The 17,729-nt window shown below is 69.6% G+C and carries 17 protein-coding genes; 9 read left to right on the top strand and 8 right to left on the bottom strand.

The genetic code is table 11. The annotated features are described in order from the left end of the window. Positions 1-24: 24 nt before the first annotated feature. Complete coding sequence (locus tag ABTZ94_RS18890; protein ID WP_351202190.1) at positions 25-1,146, bottom strand: alpha/beta hydrolase; 1,122 nt, start codon at positions 1,144-1,146, stop codon at positions 25-27. Positions 1,147-1,285: 139 nt separating this feature from the next. Here ABTZ94_RS18890 and ABTZ94_RS18885 point away from each other — a divergent pair, with 139 nt between their 5' ends. From ABTZ94_RS18885 to ABTZ94_RS18860, 6 genes are all read left to right on the top strand, one after another. Then, entirely contained in the window at positions 1,286-3,127 is a 1,842-nt protein-coding gene (locus tag ABTZ94_RS18885; protein ID WP_351202189.1) for a phosphatidylglycerol lysyltransferase domain-containing protein, read from the top strand. A gap of 31 nt (positions 3,128-3,158) precedes the next feature. Beyond that, a complete protein-coding gene (gene folP / locus ABTZ94_RS18880) occupies positions 3,159-4,019 on the top strand; it encodes a dihydropteroate synthase (RefSeq protein WP_502967267.1) in 861 nt (286 codons plus the stop codon). Continuing rightward, complete coding sequence (locus ABTZ94_RS18875; RefSeq protein ID WP_351202188.1) at positions 4,016-4,498, top strand: nuclear transport factor 2 family protein; 483 nt, start codon at positions 4,016-4,018, stop codon at positions 4,496-4,498. The genes folP and ABTZ94_RS18875 overlap by 4 nt, the downstream gene beginning before the upstream one ends. Before the next feature lie 194 nt (positions 4,499-4,692). Then, on the top strand, positions 4,693-5,052 hold the full coding sequence (gene folB, locus ABTZ94_RS18870; protein WP_351202187.1) for a dihydroneopterin aldolase: 360 nt from the start codon (positions 4,693-4,695) through the stop codon (positions 5,050-5,052). Continuing rightward, positions 5,049-5,660 carry a 2-amino-4-hydroxy-6-hydroxymethyldihydropteridine diphosphokinase gene (gene folK, locus ABTZ94_RS18865; protein WP_351202186.1) on the top strand — a complete coding sequence of 204 codons (612 nt, stop codon included), beginning with the start codon at positions 5,049-5,051 and terminating at the stop codon, positions 5,658-5,660. The genes folB and folK overlap by 4 nt, the downstream gene beginning before the upstream one ends. 83 nt (positions 5,661-5,743) lie before the next feature. After that, the gene (locus tag ABTZ94_RS18860) at positions 5,744-6,226 is read left to right on the top strand and encodes a DUF3180 domain-containing protein (protein ID WP_351202185.1); all 483 of its coding nucleotides are present in this window, start codon (positions 5,744-5,746) and stop codon (positions 6,224-6,226) included. A gap of 37 nt (positions 6,227-6,263) precedes the next feature. On the opposite strand, the gene folE is transcribed toward ABTZ94_RS18860, so the two are convergent. From folE to dacB, 6 genes are all read right to left on the bottom strand, one after another. Next, positions 6,264-6,869, bottom strand: a complete 606-nt coding sequence (gene folE, locus ABTZ94_RS18855; RefSeq protein ID WP_351202184.1) for a GTP cyclohydrolase I FolE — start codon at positions 6,867-6,869, stop codon at positions 6,264-6,266. A 155-nt stretch (positions 6,870-7,024) separates the two neighbouring features. Further along, positions 7,025-9,055 carry an ATP-dependent zinc metalloprotease FtsH gene (gene ftsH / locus ABTZ94_RS18850; RefSeq protein WP_351202183.1) on the bottom strand — a complete coding sequence of 677 codons (2,031 nt, stop codon included), beginning with the start codon at positions 9,053-9,055 and terminating at the stop codon, positions 7,025-7,027. Between the two features lie 225 nt (positions 9,056-9,280). Further along, positions 9,281-9,820 carry a hypoxanthine phosphoribosyltransferase gene (gene hpt / locus ABTZ94_RS18845; protein ID WP_351202204.1) on the bottom strand — a complete coding sequence of 180 codons (540 nt, stop codon included), beginning with the start codon at positions 9,818-9,820 and terminating at the stop codon, positions 9,281-9,283. Between the two features lie 99 nt (positions 9,821-9,919). Continuing rightward, positions 9,920-11,002, bottom strand: coding sequence for a tRNA lysidine(34) synthetase TilS (gene tilS, locus ABTZ94_RS18840; protein WP_351202182.1), 1,083 nt, complete (start codon positions 11,000-11,002; stop codon positions 9,920-9,922). Positions 11,003-11,201: 199 nt separating this feature from the next. Next, complete coding sequence (locus ABTZ94_RS18835; protein WP_351202181.1) at positions 11,202-12,335, bottom strand: Rv3626c family coenzyme F420 biosynthesis-associated protein; 1,134 nt, start codon at positions 12,333-12,335, stop codon at positions 11,202-11,204. 49 nt (positions 12,336-12,384) lie between these two features. Next, entirely contained in the window at positions 12,385-13,890 is a 1,506-nt protein-coding gene (gene dacB, locus ABTZ94_RS18830; RefSeq protein WP_351202180.1) for a D-alanyl-D-alanine carboxypeptidase/D-alanyl-D-alanine endopeptidase, read from the bottom strand. Positions 13,891-13,976: 86 nt separating this feature from the next. On the opposite strand from dacB, the gene ABTZ94_RS18825 reads away from it, so the two are divergent. Both ABTZ94_RS18825 and ABTZ94_RS18820 read left to right on the top strand, forming a co-directional pair. Further along, the gene (locus ABTZ94_RS18825) at positions 13,977-14,471 is read left to right on the top strand and encodes an inorganic diphosphatase (RefSeq protein ID WP_003968257.1); all 495 of its coding nucleotides are present in this window, start codon (positions 13,977-13,979) and stop codon (positions 14,469-14,471) included. Positions 14,472-14,725: 254 nt separating this feature from the next. Further along, positions 14,726-16,441, top strand: coding sequence for a threonine/serine exporter family protein (locus ABTZ94_RS18820; protein ID WP_351202179.1), 1,716 nt, complete (start codon positions 14,726-14,728; stop codon positions 16,439-16,441). A gap of 27 nt (positions 16,442-16,468) precedes the next feature. Here ABTZ94_RS18820 and ABTZ94_RS18815 read toward each other — a convergent pair whose 3' ends face one another. Then, complete coding sequence (locus tag ABTZ94_RS18815) at positions 16,469-17,182, bottom strand: DedA family protein (RefSeq protein ID WP_351202178.1); 714 nt, start codon at positions 17,180-17,182, stop codon at positions 16,469-16,471. Positions 17,183-17,329: 147 nt separating this feature from the next. Between ABTZ94_RS18815 and ABTZ94_RS18810 the strand changes: the two genes are divergently transcribed. After that, positions 17,330-17,695 carry a YbjQ family protein gene (locus ABTZ94_RS18810; RefSeq protein WP_351202177.1) on the top strand — a complete coding sequence of 122 codons (366 nt, stop codon included), beginning with the start codon at positions 17,330-17,332 and terminating at the stop codon, positions 17,693-17,695. Positions 17,696-17,729 lie beyond the last annotated feature (34 nt).

Raw genomic sequence — 17,729 nt, 5'->3', positions numbered from 1 at the left:
CGGGGACCGGGGACCGGGCCCGTCTCAGTTCTCGCTGAGGCGGCTGCTCATCCAGTCCAGCGCCGAAGGGATCTCCCGCCGCCAGGTGTTGAAGTTGTGCCCGCCGCTGTCGAGCACGATCGACGAGACCTGGGCGGGCGGATTCACCTTGGCTATGAACTTCCGAGTCGTGCGGTAGTTCCCCTCGCCGCGCTTGGAGGTCGTGACGAGGAAGGACGAGTCGGGCTGCGGCAGATTGTCCAGGCTCCACATCAGATCGGCGCGGTTGCGCGCCCCCTGGTCACCATGGAAGAGGTCGCCGGTCGTCGGGTCCTCGGCCGCCTTGTAGTACGCGGAGAGCCCGGCGCTCGCGGCGAACCGGTCCGGGTGGTGGAGCCCGATCTTCAGCGCACAGTAGCCGCCGGTCGAATTGCCCATGATGCCCCAGTTGCGAGCCAGCTTACCGACCCGGTACGCATCCGAGACCGCCTGCGGCAGATCCTCGGCGAAGAACGTCTCGGTCTGCGGTCCGCCCTTTATGTCCACGCACTCGGTGTCCCGCGGCGGCGCCACCGTCGGCCGCAGCATGACCAGGATCATCGGCTGCGCCCGGCCGGCCTTCACCCGTTCGTGGGCCGTACGCGGGTATTGAAGGCCTTTCAGAAGGTTCTCCGAGGTGCCCGGGTAGCCGGTGAGGACGACGACCGCGGGGAACTTCCGGCGGGCGAACGCCGGCTGGAAGTACTCCGGCGGCAGATACACATACGCCGAACTCTCGATCTTCGACTTCCGCCCCGCGATCACGACCTTGTCTATCCGGCCGCCCGTCGTGGGCCGCGAACCGCCCGGCACGTCGGGCCGTTGTATCCCGACCCGCACGATGTTCTTGGATGCCGAGGTTCCGGCCGCGTGGTCCGTGACCACGCCCAGATCCTGCTTCTGGCCGAAGAGATCGGCCCAGGAGCCGTAGAAGAGGAACGAGTTGTTGGCCACAAGACCGACGGAGACGAAGACCGTCACCTGAGTCGCCAGCAGCAGGCCGACCCTGCCGAACACCGCGGACACGCTGCGCCGGGCCAGCCGCGGCCAGAGCCAGACCGTGGCGGCGAAGAACACCACGGCCAGCACGATGGCCAAGGCCAGAAATGTGTTGCTGGTAAGACCCATGGGGGGTGAGCTTTCTTGTCAGGAATTTTCCGGCCGGCGGGTGAACCCTCGCCCCGGAAGCCTCGTCCTACAGATCGCACATCGTCCGGAAGGCATCAGCCGAAGGACTCAAAAATCTCTCGCGGAACCACGGGAAGCGATGTCTGTCACGCTAGATGGGGATAAATCGGGATCGGTTCCGAGTCCTGTACGCAAGTTCGTACGCGGCCCGCGCCCCGAAACCGTACCGACGCTGGTCGGTACCGCCTGCACCGTCGTCGGCCTGATCGACGTCGCCGCGGGCGTTTTCCCACGCTTCCGGCACAGCCGGATGCATACTCTCGCCGAGGTGCTCCCCGGCGCCCTCGGGCCGTTCGCCGCCGCCCTCTCCCTGAGCGCAGGCGTCCTGCTGCTGCTCCTCGCCCACGGCCTCAAGCGGCGCAAGCGTCGGGCCTGGCGGGCGGCCGTCGTACTGCTGCCGGCCGGTGCGCTGGCACAGTTCGCCTACCGGCACTCGGTCACCGGCATGCTCGTCTCACTGGCGCTCTGCCTGCTGCTGGTCCGCCACCGCGGTGAATTCGCCGCACTCCCCGACCCCAGGAGCCGCTGGCGGGCCCTGGCCAATTTCGTGCTCCTCGGCGCGGCTTCACTGGGCCTGGGCCTGATCATCGTCAGCGTCCACTCCGGCCGGGTCGTGGGGAGCCCCAGCATCGCCGACCGGCTCCAGCACGTGCTGTACGGGCTGTTCGGCTTCGAGGGCCCCGTCGAGTACGCCGGAGACACCTCTTGGACCGTGGCGTACTCGCTCGGCGCCCTTGGCCTGCTGACCGCCGTCACCACCATTTACCTCGCCTTCCGCCCCGAGCACCCGGCCGCCCGCCTCACCGAGGACGACGAGGTCCGGCTGCGCGCCCTGCTGGAGAAGCACGGCGGGCGCGACTCGCTCGGCCATTTCGCGCTCCGCCGCGACAAGGGTGTCGTCTTCTCCCCCAGCGGCAAGGCCGCCGTCTGCTACCGCGTCGTGTCCGGGGTGATGCTGGCGAGCGGCGACCCAATAGGCGACGTGGAGGCCTGGCCCGGCGCCATCGAGCGCTTCATGGACGAGGCCAAGGCCCACTCCTGGACCCCCGCTGTGATGGGCTGCAGCGAGACCGGCGGCGAGGTCTGGACCCGCGAAACCGGACTCGACGCACTGGAACTCGGCGACGAGGCGGTGGTGGATGTCGCGGATTTCTCGCTCGCCGGGCGCGCGATGCGCAACGTACGCCAGATGGTGAAGCGCATTGAACGTCTTGGCTACGAGACCCGGGTCCGGCGCGTCCGCGACATCGACGAGGCCGAGCTGGCCCGCATCCGGCGGGCCGCCGCCGACTGGCGCGGCACCGACAACGAGCGCGGCTTCTCCATGGCACTCGGCCGGATGGGCGACCCGGCCGACGGGGACTGCGTCATCGCCACCGCCCACAAGGCCGACGAGCACACCGCCGACTCCCCGTACGGCGACCTGAAGGCCGTACTCCACTTCGTCCCGTGGGGCAGGGACGGCATGTCCCTCGATCTGATGCGCCGCGACCGCTCCGCCGACCCGGGCATGAACGAGCTGCTGATCGTCGCCGCCCTGCAGGCCGCCTCCCGACTCTCCGTCGAGCACGTCTCGCTGAACTTCGCGATGTTCCGCTCGGCACTCGCCCGCGGCGAGAAGCTGGGCGCGGGACCGGTGCTGCGGACCTGGCGCGGACTGCTGATCTTTCTGTCGCGCTGGTTCCAGATCGAGTCGCTGTACAAGTTCAACGCCAAGTTCCGGCCCCGCTGGGAGCCCCGCTTCGTCGTCTACCGAACCGCCCGTGACCTGCCCCGCATCTCCCTCGCGGCCATGCAGGCCGAGGGCTTCGTGAGCCTGGCGCTGCCCCGCCCCCTCGCCCGCCGGTTCCCGGGCCGGCGGCCGCGCCCCTGCGCGCACACCCTGGCGCCGAGCCAGGAGCACCACGCCCGCGCGGCGTAACAGCACGCTGTGCGGGGCCTACGCTGGTCGCATGAGTACGTTGCGTGGACGAGGCACGGTCCAAGGTCTGCCGGAATGGGACCGCTGCGCGGTCATGGGTGTTGTCAATGTGACCCCGGACTCCTTCTCCGACGGCGGCCGCTGGTTCGACACCACGGCCGCGATCAAACACGGCCTCGACCTGGTCGCCGAGGGCGCCGACCTGATCGATGTCGGCGGTGAGTCGACCCGCCCCGGCGCCAGCCGGGTGGACGCGTCGGAGGAGCTGCGGCGCGTGGTCCCGGTGGTCAAGGGCCTGGCGTCCGAAGGGGTCACGGTCTCCGTGGACACCATGCGGGCCCGTGTCGCCGAGGAGTCGGTCGCGGCCGGAGCCGCCCTGGTCAACGATGTGAGCGGCGGCCTCGCCGACCCGGACATGGTCGGGGTCGTCGCCGCGGCCGGCGCGCCGTTCGTCGTGATGCACTGGCGCGGCTTCAGCGAGTCCATGAACAGCCGGGCGGTGTACGAGGACGTCGTCGCCGAGGTCGTCGCGGAGCTGCGGGAGCGGATGGACGCCGTGATCGCGGGCGGTGTCGCCCCGGAACGGATCGTGATCGACCCTGGCCTCGGCTTCGCCAAGGACGCCGGCCACGACCTCTCACTGGTCGCCCACCTCGACGAGCTGCGTGTCCTGGGCCGCCCGCTGTTGGTCGCCGCCTCCCGCAAGCGCTTCCTCGGCCATGTGCTGGCCGGCGACGGCGCCGCACCGCCGCCCGCCCGCGAACGCGACGCCGCCACCGCGGCGATCTCCGCACTCTCCGCCCGCTCCGGGGCCTGGGCCGTCCGGGTCCACGAGGTACGGGCCACGGCCGATGCCGTACGGGTCGCCCGCGCCGTCGAGGGAGCCGCGTGAGCGGGCCCCGCGACGAGCACGCGGAGGCGGCCGCCGATATCGCGGCCGTCGAGCAGGCCAACACCGCCTTCTACGAGGCGATGGAGCGCGGCGACTTCGACGAGCTCTCCGGGCTCTGGCTGCCGGGCGAGGACCTCACCGTCTCCTGTGTCCACCCCGGCTGGCCGGTGCTCACCGGCCGCGGCGAGGTGTTGCGCAGTTACGCCCTGATCATGGCGAACACCGAGTACATCCAGTTCTTCCTGACCGATGTCGGGATCTCGATGACCGGCGACACGGCCCTGGTGACCTGCACGGAGAACATCCTCAGCGGCGGTCCCGCGGAGGACGGCAACGCACTCGGACCGCTGGTCGGCCAACTCGTCGTGGCCACCAATGTGTTCCGGCGCACGCCGGACGGCTGGAAGCTCTGGTCCCACCACGGCTCGCCCGTCCTCACCGAATCCGGTGAGGACGAGGACGAGGACACATCCTCCTGACCGAGGTATCCGTCCGACGGGGGGGTTGGAATCCGGGACCGCGGGTAGAAGCGGCTACCTGCCCCGCAAGGTCCTGTCCATGGCCCCCGCGGGCGAGCGCTGTCGGTGCTCGCAGGTAGATTCGAAAGAGAGCACCCAGCCGTCCACACGCGGCCTCGTGTCTCTACGCCCAACGACAGTCAGGAGTGATTCGCGTGGATCGTGTCGCGCTGCGCGGCCTCAAGGCCCGTGGACACCATGGCGTCTTCCCGCGGGAACGGGAAGAAGGCCAGACGTTCATCGTGGACCTGGTGCTCGGCCTCGACACCCGCCCCGCGGCAGCCGCCGACGACCTGACGAAGACCGTGCACTACGGCATCGTCGCGGAGGAAGTCGTCGACGTGGTGCAGGGGGAACCGGTCGATCTGATCGAAACGCTCGCGGAGCGCATCGCGCAGACGTGCCTCAAGCACGAAGGGGTCGAGGAGGTGGAGGTGGTGGTGCACAAGCCGGATGCGCCGATCACCGTCCCCTTCGACGATGTCACCATCACCATCACCCGGAGCCGAGTATGACTGCATTTTCTACCGAGGGGCAGAGCGACCCGACCGTACAGCCGGTTCCCGCCTCCGTGGTCGAGCAGGTGGACGCCGCGGACATCACCCTCTCCAACCCCAAACGCGCAGTGATCTCCCTGGGCTCCAATCTCGGCAACCGCCTGGAGACCCTCCAGGGCGCCATAGATGCCCTGGAGGACACCCCCGGCCTGCGGGTCAAAGCGGTCTCCCCGGTGTACGAGACGGAGCCCTGGGGCGTCGCTCCCGGCTCCCAGCCCTCGTACTTCAACGCGGTGATCATCGTGAAGACGACGCTCCCTCCGTCCTCCCTTCTGGAGCGCGGCCAGGCCATCGAAGAGGCCTTCGACCGGGTCCGTGAGGAACGCTGGGGCCCGCGCACCATCGACGTCGACATCGTGGCGTACGCGGATGTCGTCTCCGACGACCCGGTGCTCACCCTCCCCCACCCCCGGGCCCATGAGCGTGCCTTCGTGCTCGCCCCGTGGCACGACGTCGACCCCGAGGCCCAGCTGCCCGGCGCCGGCCCCGTCGCGGAGCTGCTGGCCGGTGCCGGCCGGGAGGGCGTACTGCCCCGGGCCGATCTGGAACTCCGGCTGCCCGAGTAGTCGTTAGGCTCAGCGGAAACGGATCACTGGCGACACGGACCACTGGTGACACGCACCACTGGCGGCGAAGGGCGGATCACTCGGTGAAGCAACTACGGCTCGGGGTACTGGTCGGCCTCTTCGCCGCGGCCGGGGTGCTCTCCTGGGGCGGTGCCCGCCTCTGGGACTCCCTGGGCAGTCTGCCGAGCGTTCCTCTCGCCGCGCCGATCGTGCTCGCGGTGATCGCCGCCGTCCTGCTCGCGACGGCACTCTCCATCCGTTCCCGGCTGCGCGCCCAGCGTGAGCGTCGGCCGGGAGCCAAGGGCGTCGAGCCCCTGATGGCGGCCCGTGCAGTCGTCTTCGGCCAGGCCAGCGCGCTGGTCGTCTCCCTGGTCTCCGGCATGTACGGCGGCACGGGCGTCTTCCTGCTCGGCTCCCTCGACATCCCGGCCCGCCGCGACCAGGCAATCTACGCGGGCTTCGCGGTCCTGGCCGGCATCGCGGTGGTTGCCGCGGCCCTCTGGCTGGAGCGCATCTGCAAGCTCCCGGAGGACGAGGACAACGACAAGGGCTCGGCGGCCGCGTAGCGGTCACCGAGCTCTCCCCTGACAGCCGCTCCGGAGCTCAGCGCGCCATGATCAGGCTCATGGCCTCGGCGCGCGTCGCGGGGTCGCGGAGCTGGCCGCGTACCGCCGAGGTCAGCGTCTTCGCACCCGGCTTGCGGATGCCGCGCATCGACATGCACATGTGCTCGCACTCGACGACGACGACGACCCCGCGCGGTTCCAGGATCTCCATGAGCGAATCGGCGATCTGCGTGGTGAGCCGCTCCTGGACCTGCGGGCGCCGGGCGAAGACATCCACGAGGCGGGCCAGCTTCGACAGACCGGTGATCTTGCCGCTGGTGGCCGGGATGTACCCCACATGCGCGACACCCCGGAAGGGCACCAGGTGGTGTTCACAGGTACTGAACACCTCAATGTCCTTGACCAGCACCATCTCGTCGTGCCCGAGGTCGAACGTGGTCGTCAGGACGTCCTCGGGCGCCTGGTAGAGGCCCGCGAATATCTCCTTGTACGCCCGTGCCACCCGCCCCGGTGTCTCGCGCAGTCCCTCACGATCCGGGTCCTCGCCCACGGCGAGGAGGAGTTCGCGTACGGCGGCCTCGGCCCGCTTCTCGTCGAACTCACCGATCGAACCCTGGCCGTCCAACGTCACCGGGTCGGTCATCTGTGCCTCGTTCCTCTGAGCTGTCACCCGCACATGCCTCCGCACGGGCGTACGAAAAAGCCGCGCCCCCACAGGCTAGAACCTGCGGGGGCACGGCATCCATTCCGGGCCCGGTGCGGCTCCCGTGACAGGGGCCACACCGGGGTCGCGAAACCTCAGCTCTCGGGGCGGTCCTCCGGGAGCACCTCGGTGGCCGGGACGGTGTCCGTGGGGACGACCGAACCGTTCGCCGTGGTGGCGCCGTTGGTGAGGGCGAGCTCCTTCGGCGAGAGCACCGGCGGCCGCGTCGACGGGGTGCGTCGGGCGGAACCGGTCCATGCCGGACGGGACGGGCGCTTCACGATCGGGGCGAAGATCTCGGCGATCTCCTCCTTGCCGAGCGTCTCCTTCTCGAGGAGCTGGAGAACCAGGGCGTCCAGCACGTCGCGGTTCTCGACGAGGATCTCCCACGCGTCGTTGTGCGCGGTCTCGATGAGCTTCTTGACCTCTTCGTCGACGAGGGCCGCGACCTCTTCCGAGTAGTCGCGCTGGTGGCCCATCTCACGGCCCACGAAGGGCTCGGTGTTGTCGCCGCCGAACTTGATCGCGCCGAGCCGCTCCGTCATGCCGTACTGCGTGACCATCGAGCGGGCCGTTGCAGTGGCCTTCTCGATGTCGTTCGCAGCGCCGGTGGTCGGATCGTGGAAGACCAGCTCCTCGGCCGCGCGCCCGCCCAGCATGTAGGCCAGCTGGTCGAGCATCTCGTTGCGCGTCGTGGAGTACTTGTCCTCCTCCGGGAGCACCATCGTGTAACCGAGGGCGCGACCGCGGGAGAGGATCGTGATCTTGTGGACCGGGTCCGACTGGGGGGAAGCCGCCGCGACCAGGGCGTGTCCGCCCTCGTGGTACGCGGTGATCTTCTTTTCCTTCTCGGACATGATCCGGGTCCGCTTCTGCGGACCCGCCACGACGCGGTCGATGGCCTCGTCGAGCATCTTGTTGTCGATCAGCTTCAGATTGCCGCGGGCCGTGAGGAGCGCCGCTTCGTTCAGCACGTTCGACAGGTCGGCACCGGTGAAGCCGGGCGTACGACGGGCAACGGCGCCGAGGTCGACGTCCTTTGCGACCGGCTTGCCCTTCTGGTGCACCTTGAGAATCTCGAGACGGCCCTGCATGTCCGGCCGGTCGACCGCGATCTGCCGGTCGAAACGGCCCGGTCGCAGCAGCGCCGGGTCGAGGATGTCCGGCCGGTTCGTGGCGGCGATCAGGATGACGCCGCCCTTCACGTCGAAGCCGTCCATCTCGACGAGCAGCTGGTTCAGCGTCTGCTCGCGCTCGTCGTGACCGCCGCCCATTCCGGCACCGCGGTGCCGGCCGACGGCGTCGATCTCGTCGACGAAGACGATCGCCGGGGCGTTCGCCTTGGCCTGCTCGAAGAGGTCACGGACCCGGCTGGCACCGACACCGACGAACATCTCGACGAAGTCGGAACCGGAGATCGAGTAGAACGGGACGCCCGCTTCGCCCGCGACGGCGCGTGCGAGCAGCGTCTTGCCCGTACCGGGAGGCCCGTACAGCAGGACACCCTTGGGGATCTTGGCGCCGACGGCCTGGAACTTCGCCGGCTCCTGGAGGAACTCCTTGATCTCCTGGAGCTCCTCGACGGCCTCGTCCGACCCCGCCACATCGGCGAACGTCGTCTTCGGGGTGTCCTTGGTGATCAGCTTGGCCTTGGACTTCCCGAACTGCATGACCCGGGAGCCGCCGCCCTGCATCTGATTCATCAGGAACAGGAAGACGACCACGATCAGGACGAAGGGCAGCAGCGAGAGGAGGATCGAGATGAACGGGGACTGCTTCGACGGCGAGACGGTGTAGCCCTTGTCGATCTTGCCGCTCTCGAACTTCTGCTGCAGCGTGCCGGCCAGCTGGACACCCTGGTCGCCGATGTAGCTCGCCTGGAACTTGCTGCCGGACTCGCCCGCAAGTTTCTGGCCCTTGTTCAACTCAATCTTGATGATCTGTTCGTCACCGGTGGTCAGCTTGGCCTGCGCCACCTGGTCCTTGCTGATCGCCTGGATCACCTTGCCGGTGTCCACCGATTTGTAGCCGCCCGACGAGCCGACGACCTGCATCAACACGACCACGGCGAGGACGGCCAGCACGATCCACATGACCGGCCCACGGAAGTATCGCTTCACGTCCATCCATACGGGGCGATGACGCCCCGTCCCTCCTGCCCGTAGGTAAATGCTGCTGTGAGATAAGACTGTTCTTCGGACGGTACCCCAGCATTGTCGCCTGCGACCGCCGGGGACGTCTGCCAAAACCCGCCTTCGACGGCTCAACGGCGGGAATCCGGTGAAAGGTTCCCCGCCGTCCGTCCCGGTCGGGCCGGGCACCCCGGTCGGGCGTCGGACGCCGGGAGGCGGTCAGCCCCCGTATACGTGCGGGGCGAGCGTGCCGACGAAGGGGAGGTTGCGGTACTTCTCCGCGTAATCCAGCCCGTATCCGACGACGAACTCGTTCGGAATATCGAAACCGACCCACTTGCAGTCGAGCGCGACCTTGGCCGCGTCCGGCTTGCGCAGCAGGGCGCAGATCTCCAGGGACGCCGGCTCACGCGAGCCGAGGTTCGACATCAGCCAGGACAGCGTCAGGCCCGAGTCGATGATGTCCTCGACGATCAGGACGTGCTTGCCCTTGATGTCGGTGTCCAGGTCCTTGAGGATCCGGACCACTCCGGAGGACTGGGTGCCCGCGCCGTACGACGAGACGGCCATCCAGTCCATGGTGACGGGGGTGGACAGCGCGCGCGCCAGGTCCGCCATCACCATCACTGCGCCCTTGAGGACGCCGACGATGAGCAGGTCCTTGCCCGCGTACTCCGCGTCGATCTTCGCGGCCAGCTCGACAAGCTTCGCGTCGATCTCTTCCTTGGTGAGAAGCACCGACTGGAGGTCGGTGCCCATGTCCTTCTCGTTCACCCGCGTCTCTTTCTCTGCCTGCCGGAACCGGGGTGGTGCCCCGACCCTGCGTGGCCGCTCGCCTGCGTGTCAGCCGCTCGTGCTTCAGCTCTGCCGAATCACCAGTCTGCCACCCTGGCGCATGGCTTCGACCCGGCCGGGCAGATTGATGGCCCGCTGGCCGCGCCAGCCGGTGATCAGACGGTCGACTTCCTCGATGTGCCGGGCGAAGAGCGAACCGGCCGGGGAGCCCGCTTGCATGGCGGCCCGGCGCAGTACCCGGCGGCGGACGGCGGGAGGCAACGCGTACAGCTTGGCGCACTCCAGCCGGCCCGCGTCGTCCCGTACGGCGCGGTCGGCCTCGGCGGCCCAGGTGTCCAGGGCGTCGGCGTCGTCGCGGGAGAGCTGCGCCGTACGGGCCAGGGCCTCGACGACTCCTTTGCCCAGGGCCTTCTCCAGGGCGGGCAGGCCCTCGTGGCGCAGTCGGGAGCGGGTGTAGGCGGGGTCGATGTTGTGCGGGTCGTCCCAGACGGGCAGCGACTGGACGAGGCAGGCCTTGCGGGCGGTCTGCCGGTCGAGCTGGAGGAAGGGGCGGCGGTAGCGGCCGGCCGGGCCGGATGCGGCGGCCATGCCGGAGAGCGAGCGGATGCCGGAGCCGCGGGCGAGGCCCAGCAGCACCGTCTCCGCCTGGTCGTCACGGGTGTGGCCGAGCAGGACGGCGGCGGCGCCGTGCCGCTCGGCTGCTGCGTCCAGGGCGGCGTATCGGGCGTCGCGGGCCGCTGCCTCGGGTCCGCCCTCCTGGCCGACCTGCACGGCGACGGACTCGACCGGTTCGAGGTGCATGGTGGTGAGGCGGTCGACGACCTCGGCGGCCCGGGTGTCGGATCCGTCCTGGAGGCCGTGGTCGACGGTGATGCCGCCGGCCCGGACGTCGAGTTTGCGGGATTCGAAGGCGAGGGCGGAGGCGAGTGCCATGGAATCGGCGCCGCCGGAGCACGCCACCAGCACCAGCGGGGTATCGGGGCGTTCGGGGAGTGTGGCGCGCTGCCTGCCCGCACCGGCTTCGGCGAGCTCGGGGTGCGGGGTGCGCCGGGCGTGCTCGGCGCTCCGGGCGTGTTCTGTGAGTACGTCGTGGAGTACGCGGCGGACCGCCAGGCGTATCGCCGCGACCGCAGGATGGGGACCCATGTCCGGTGCCCTTCGTGAAGTTTTGGGAGGTGCCTCGGAGTGCCGGGACGGAAAGAGTGCCGTCACTCAGAGTGCGTCGATGGTGACAGAGGTAGGTCGTCCATCGAGCATTGCACGCCTTCCCATGCCCCTACGGTCCCTCGGATGGGTGATTACTGGCGCGTTCGTGTCCTGTCGTCCGCCGTCCGGCCCGTCGTGATCAGGACTCTGCCTTACGGTGCACCCTCGCGATCCAGTCCGTCGGTTTCGCGATCTCCGCCTTGGTCGGGAGGGTGTTCGGCGAGGTCCAGACCCGGTTGAAGCCGTCCATGCCGACCTCGTCGACCACGGCACGGACGAATCGCTCGCCGTCGCGGTACTGGCGCAGTTTGGCGTCGAGTCCGAGGAGCTTGCGCAGCGCCTGGTCGAGACGGCTCGCCCCGCGCGCCCTGCGCTGCTGGAACTTCTCCCGGATCTCGCCGACGGAGGAGACGACCTCGGGGCCGACGCCGTCCATCACGTAGTCGGCATGGCCTTCGAGCAGGGACATCACGGCGGTGAGCCGGCCGAGGATCTCGCGCTGGGCGGGTGTCTGGACGAGTTCGACGAGACTGCGGCCGCCGTCCTCGCCGTCCTCGCCCTCGGGGCGGCCCCCGGCCAGGGACTGGGCGGCCTCGCGGAGCCGTTCCAGCACGGTCATCGGGTCGACGTCGGTCTCTTCGAGGAACGACTGGATCTCGCCCTGCAGATGGTCGCGGAGCCAGGGCACACCGGTGAACTGGGTGCGGTGGGTCTCCTCGTGGAGCGCGACCCAGAGCCGGAAGTCGTGCGGGTCGGCCTCGAGTTCACGCTCGACGTGGACGATGTTCGGGGCGACGAGCAGCAGCCTGCCGCCTCCGTCGGCCGAGGCCGGGAGCTCACGGGTGGCGGGGGCGAACGTCTCGTACTGGCCGAGGACCCGGGAGGCCAGGAACGACAGCAGCATCCCCACCTCGACGCCGGTCACCTTGCCGCCGACCGCGCCGAGCACGGCGCCGCCCGGGCCGTTGCCGCGCCGGTCCTGCATCTTGCCCAGCAGCGGGCGGAGCAGTTCGCGGAAGCCCGCGACATTGGCCTTGATCCAGCCGGCCCGGTCCACGATCAGGACCGGGGTGTCCTCCGGTTCGCTCCCCTCGGGGATCATCCGGGTGAAGGAACGGACGTGCTCCTCCGCGGCCTTGGCATGCCGCCGCAGCTCCGCGACGACCTCGCGGGCCTCCTCGCGGCTGATCTCCGGCCCCGGCCGCACAAGTCGGGTCGCGGTCGCGACCGCGAGATTCCAGTCGACCATCTCGGCACCACCGATGCTCGTCATGTGTCAACCGTACGTGCTCGGGTGCGTCCGCGGCGTGGTGTTGACCGGCTCATCGGGTACGGGCGGCGAGGCTGGTGGCAAGGGCGTCGAGGGAGGACTGGGCCTCGGACGGGGATGTCGTACCGGATGCCAGGAAGGCGAAGGCGAGCAGTCGGCCCTGCTTGTCGACGGCCGTCCCGGCGAGGCTGTTCACGCCGGTGAGGGTGCCGGTCTTGGCGCGGATCAGGCCGGTGCCTACGGACTTCTGGGTGTAGCGGCCGCTGAGGGTGCCGCTGAACCCGGCCACCGGGAGGCCGGTGAGTACGGGGCGCAGTTCGGGGTGGTCCGGGTCGGCGGCACGGGCGAGGAGGCCGGCCAGCAGTCCGGCGGTGATCCTGTCCTTGCGGTTCAGCCCACTGCCGTCGGCGATGTTCGCACCCTTCAGTGGCAGGTGGAGCTTCTTGAGCTGTGCGGTGACGGCCCGTCGGCCGCCGTCGAAGTCGGCCCGTTCGCCCGTGGCCAGGGCGGTCTGCCGGACGAGCGCCTCGGCGAGGTCGTTGTCGCTGTTGGTCAGGGCCCGTTCGACCAGTGCGGAGAGCGGGGCGGAGAGGTGCTTGGCGACCGGCCGGGACTTGGCGGCCGGCCGGCCCGGCGCCGGGCCGGACCGGGTGGCGATCCCGGCGTCGTCGAGCAGTTCGCCGAAGGTCCGGGCGGTGTCACCGGCCGGATCGTCGCTGCGCGGGGCGGGTCCGCTGTCGGTGCCGTCGAGCCTGCCCTCATCGGTCATCAGGGCGCTGACGGGCGCAATGTTCTCGTTGGGGCCGATCGGGTGCCGTGCCGGGCCGGAGTAGCGGGAGGTGTCGTACGTGAGGCGGACCGTTTTCACGCCCCGGTCCTTCAGGGCGCGGGCGGTGTCGGCGGCCAGAGCGCGAAGGGCGGCCTTGTCGAGGGTGGGGTCGCCGCCGCCGACCAGGGCGATGCTGCGGGAGTCGGGGGACGCCCGGACCGTCGTGGCGATGCGGTGGTCGGGGCCGAGCGCGCTCAGGGCGGCGACCGTGGTGGCGATCTTGACGGTGGAGGCGGGCGTCATGGGCGTGTCGGCGCCCTGGCCGTACAGCCGCTCACCGGTGGCGGTGTCGATGACGACGGCGGCACGCACGGTGCCCAGGGCGGGGGTCTTCAGCAGCGGGCCGAGGGTGGCGCGGAGGGCGGCAGCCGCGCCGTCCGGGGCCTCGCGGGCGTCCGGAGCGGCGTTGTCGACGACGGAGGTGAGGGGCATGAGGACGGCCGGAGCGCTGGGTGCGGGCTTCGGTCCGGACGGTGCACCGGGTTCGTGATCTACGCCACCTGTAGGGATCCGGGCGGCTGCCCAGTCCTGCTCGGCCTTACGCTGACCCGAGTCCCAGGGGCCGGCGGCAAGGACGACGCCGGCTGCGAGCGCCAGGCCGAGGCCGGCGGAGACAGCCGTGAACTGCCGATTGGTCAGTCCCTTCAACCTGATCACGCCGCCCGGCCGGGTGGGCCTGCTCAGCTTGTCGAGCGGATTGACCGACGGTCTTTTCACCGGCTCGTCCACCGTTGACCAGCCCCTTTCGCGAGCACACATCTGCGTGGGGGACACTTAATCACCAGTCGTATGTCTTGATCATGGAGGAGCCACCCGTGGAGTTCGACGTCACCATCGAGATCCCGAAGGGTTCGCGGAACAAGTACGAGGTGGACCACGAGACCGGTCGGATCCGCCTGGACCGTCGACTCTTCACCTCGACCAGCTACCCGGCGGACTACGGCTTCGTCGAGAACACCCTCGGCGAAGACGGCGACCCGCTGGACGCGCTGGTCATCCTGGACGAGCCGACCTTCCCCGGCTGCCTCATCAAGTGCCGCGCCATCGGCATGTTCCGGATGACGGACGAGGCCGGCGGCGACGACAAGCTGCTGTGCGTGCCGGCCTCCGACCCCCGGGTGGAGCACCTGCGCGACATCCACCACGTGTCGGAGTTCGACCGCCTGGAGATCCAGCACTTCTTCGAGGTCTACAAGGACCTGGAGCCCGGCAAGTCCGTCGAGGGCGCCGACTGGGTCGGCCGCGCCGAGGCCGAGGCCGAGATCGAGGCCTCCTACAAGCGCCTTGAGGCACAGGGCGGCGCGCACTGACCCGAGGGGTCGCGGCCTGATTCCGGCCGAGGTACATCGCGCGGTTCCGTTTACGGTTCCGCGCCAGAGACGGGCGGTACCCATTCCGACGGGGTGCCGCCCGTTTCGTGCGCCCGTCCGCCCCACGTGGCCTGCCCGTTCCGCGTGCCTGGTCCGTTCCGTGGGGCCGCCCTCCTCGCATCCGCGCCCTTGTCCGTGGCCATACTGGGCAGAAGCGCAACCAAAGACGCGCAGCCTATGAGGAGCGAGGTCGAGTGGTGGCGGAACAGGGCGGTCCGGAGGACCAGAAGCCCCAGTCCGACGAGGCGCGCAGCGCCTTCGTCCCGCCGGCCGGGGTGGGGCGGAAGACGTCTGCGCCCGAGGACGACCACCCGACATCGGAATTCGCCATTCCGGCCGGTCTGGCGACTGAGCCGCAAGGACCGGGTACGGGTTCCGCTTCGGGCTCCGGTTCCGGTTCCGGTCCGGCCTCCGGCTCGGACACGATCGGCTCCGCCTTCGCCCTGCCGAGCACCTACAGCGCCCAGCACCCGCCGCCCGCCTTCACCCCCGCGCACGGCAGCCCGATGATCCGGCTGACCAAGGAGGCCCCTTGGCAGGACAGGATGCGCACGATGCTGCGGATGCCGGTCGCCGAGCGCCCGGCGCCCGAGCCGGTGCAGAAGCCCGACGAGGCGGGGCCCGCGGTTCCGCGCGTACTCGACCTGACGCTGCGTATCGGGGAGTTGCTGCTCGCCGGTGGTGAGGGCGCCGAGGACGTCGAGGCAGCGATGTTCGCGGTGACCCGCAGCTACGGCCTGGACCGCTGCGAGCCCACGGTCACCTTCACCCTGCTGTCGATCTCGCACCAGCCGTCGCTGGTCGACGACCCGGTGACGGCGAGCCGTACCGTACGCCGTCGTGGCACCGACTACACCCGGCTGGCCGCCGTCTTCCGGCTCATCGACGACATCACCACCGAGGACGTCGAGGTCTCGCTGGAGGAGGCCTACCGGCGCCTGGCGGAGATCCGGCGCAACCGGCATCCGTACTCCGGCTGGGTGCTGACGCTGGCCGGCGGCGGTCTCGCGGGGGCGGCATCGGTGCTGGTCGGCGGCGGCGCGCTGGTGTTCGTGGTGGCCGCGATCGGCGCGATGCTCGGCGACCGGCTCGCCTGGCTCTGTGCCGGGCGGGGGCTGCCGGAGTTCTACCAGTTCGTGGTGGCGGCGATGCCGCCCGCCGCAATGGGCGTCGCGCTGACCCTCACCCACTGGTCGGACGTACGGCCCTCCGCGGTGATCACCGGTGGGCTGTTCGCGCTGCTGCCGGGGCGGGCCCTGGTGGCAGGCGTGCAGGACGGGCTGACCGGCTACTACATCACCGCCGCGGCGCGCCTGCTCGAAGTCATGTACCTCTTCATAGGCATAGTCGTCGGTGTGCTGCTCGTGCTGTACATGGGGCTTCAGCTGGGCGCCCAGCTGAACCCCGAGGCCAGGTTCGTCGCCCACGACCGGCCGGTGGTGCAGATCCTGGCTTCGATGGCGCTCTGTTTCGCCTTCGCGATCCTGCTCCAGCAGGACCGTTCCACGGTGCTCGCGGTGACCCTCAACGGCGGTGTGGCCTGGGTGATCTACGGAGCGATGGCCAGGACCGGCAACATCTCGCCGGTGCTCGCGACAGCGACGGCGGCCGGCCTGGTGGGCCTGTTCGGCCAGCTGTTCTCCCGCTACCGGTACACCTCGTCGCTTCCGTTCATCACGGCTGCGATCGGTCCGCTGCTGCCCGGCTCGGCCACGTACTTCGGTCTGCTGGGCGTGGCACAGGGCAATGTGAACGCCGGGCTCGCCTCGCTGTCGACCGCGGTGGCGACAGCGCTGGCCATCGCGATCGGGGTGAATCTGGGAAGCGAGATCTCCCGGCTGTTCATGCGGGTGCCGGGGGCGGTCGGCGGGGCGAACCGCCGCGCGGCCAAACGGACGCGCGGCTTCTGAAGCCCGCAGACGCAGCCGGAACGTCCGTCAGCGCTTGGCGTGACGGCCGCGCTGCCCCGAGGCCGGGCTGCCGCCGATGGCCGGGCCGTGGCCCTCGCCACCACCGGCCGCCGCTTCCTTCTTCGACTTGGAGCGGGCCCGCAGGAACTCGATCGCGATCGGCACCACCGAGATGAGCACGATCAGGATGAGTATCGCCTCGATGTTCTTGCGGACGAATTCGATCTGTCCGAGGCCGGCGCCGAGCAGCGTGACACCGACGCCCCAGAGCACGCCGCCGATGACGTTGAAGATGATGAACGAGCGGTAGTTCATCCGGCTCACACCGGCGATGATCGGCGTGAACGTACGCACGACGGGCACGAAGCGGGCCAGGATCAGCGACTTCGGACCGTACTTCTCGAAGAAGTCGTGCGCCTTCTCGACATTCTCCTGCTTGAAGAGGCGGGAGTCGGGGCGCTTGAAGAGCGACGGGCCGACCTTGCGGCCGAAGAGATAGCCCACCTGGTCGCCGATGATCGCCGCCAGCGCCACCAGGACGCAGACCAGCCAGAGCGGGGTGTGCAGCTTGCCCGTCGTCACCAGCAGACCCGTGGTGAACAGCAGCGAGTCACCGGGCAGGAAGAAGCCGATGAGCAGCCCGGATTCGGCGAAGACAATGACCAGCACACCGAGCAGTCCGAACTGTCCGATGAGATAGTCCGGGTCCAGCCAGCTCGGTCCGAGCGCAAGCGTATTCAAGGGTCCGGGCTCCTGGATCGATCGATAGCGGCTGCATGGCCGCCCAAAGCTATCAACGCAGGATGGCATCCCTGGGTTCCAGTGGCCCATGCGAAGATGCACATCCCGGCGATCCGGGGCAAAGCTTTCTCCAGGAGGTGCCACACGATGGGCATAGAGGAATTCGGCGGCGGACAGACGGCCCAGTCCGAGGTCCTGGTCGTCACCACGAATGACGTACCGGGCTACCAGGTGACCGAGGTGATCGGTGAGGTGTTCGGGCTGACGGTCCGCTCCCGCCACCTCGGCAGCCAGATCGGTGCCGGGCTGAAGTCCATGCTCGGCGGCGAGCTGAAGGGACTGACCAAGACTCTCGTCGAGACCCGCAACCAGGCGATGGAACGCCTCGTCACGCAGGCGAAGGCCCGGGGCGCCAACGCGGTGCTGATGATGCGCTTCGACGTGACCGAGGCAGCCGACGTGGGCACGGAGGTGTGTGCCTACGGAACGGCCGCCGTGATCAGCAAGAGCTGAGCGACGGGTTCACGGGGGTGAGGGCGCCCTCACC

The organism is Streptomyces sp. NPDC002785 (genome assembly GCF_040295565.1).
In the GTDB taxonomy this organism is placed as follows: Bacteria; Actinomycetota; Actinomycetes; order Streptomycetales; family Streptomycetaceae; genus Streptomyces.
This window is presented reverse-complemented; position numbering and strand designations above follow the sequence as displayed.

Excerpts from the sequence above, each read along its gene's own strand:
- ABTZ94_RS18890 (WP_351202190.1), bottom strand. The coding sequence starts at position 1,146 with ATGGGTCTTACCAGCAACACATTTCTGGCCTTGGCCATCGTGCTGGCC.
- ABTZ94_RS18885 (WP_351202189.1), top strand. The coding sequence starts at position 1,286 with ATGTCTGTCACGCTAGATGGGGATAAATCGGGATCGGTTCCGAGTCCT.
- folP (WP_502967267.1), top strand. The coding sequence starts at position 3,159 with ATGAGTACGTTGCGTGGACGAGGCACGGTCCAAGGTCTGCCGGAATGG.
- folK (WP_351202186.1), top strand. The coding sequence starts at position 5,049 with ATGACTGCATTTTCTACCGAGGGGCAGAGCGACCCGACCGTACAGCCG.
- folE (WP_351202184.1), bottom strand. The coding sequence starts at position 6,869 with ATGACCGACCCGGTGACGTTGGACGGCCAGGGTTCGATCGGTGAGTTC.
- ftsH (WP_351202183.1), bottom strand. The coding sequence starts at position 9,055 with ATGGACGTGAAGCGATACTTCCGTGGGCCGGTCATGTGGATCGTGCTG.
- hpt (WP_351202204.1), bottom strand. The coding sequence starts at position 9,820 with ATGGGCACCGACCTCCAGTCGGTGCTTCTCACCAAGGAAGAGATCGAC.
- tilS (WP_351202182.1), bottom strand. The coding sequence starts at position 11,002 with ATGGGTCCCCATCCTGCGGTCGCGGCGATACGCCTGGCGGTCCGCCGC.
- ABTZ94_RS18835 (WP_351202181.1), bottom strand. The coding sequence starts at position 12,335 with ATGACGAGCATCGGTGGTGCCGAGATGGTCGACTGGAATCTCGCGGTC.
- ABTZ94_RS18810 (WP_351202177.1), top strand. The coding sequence starts at position 17,330 with ATGGGCATAGAGGAATTCGGCGGCGGACAGACGGCCCAGTCCGAGGTC.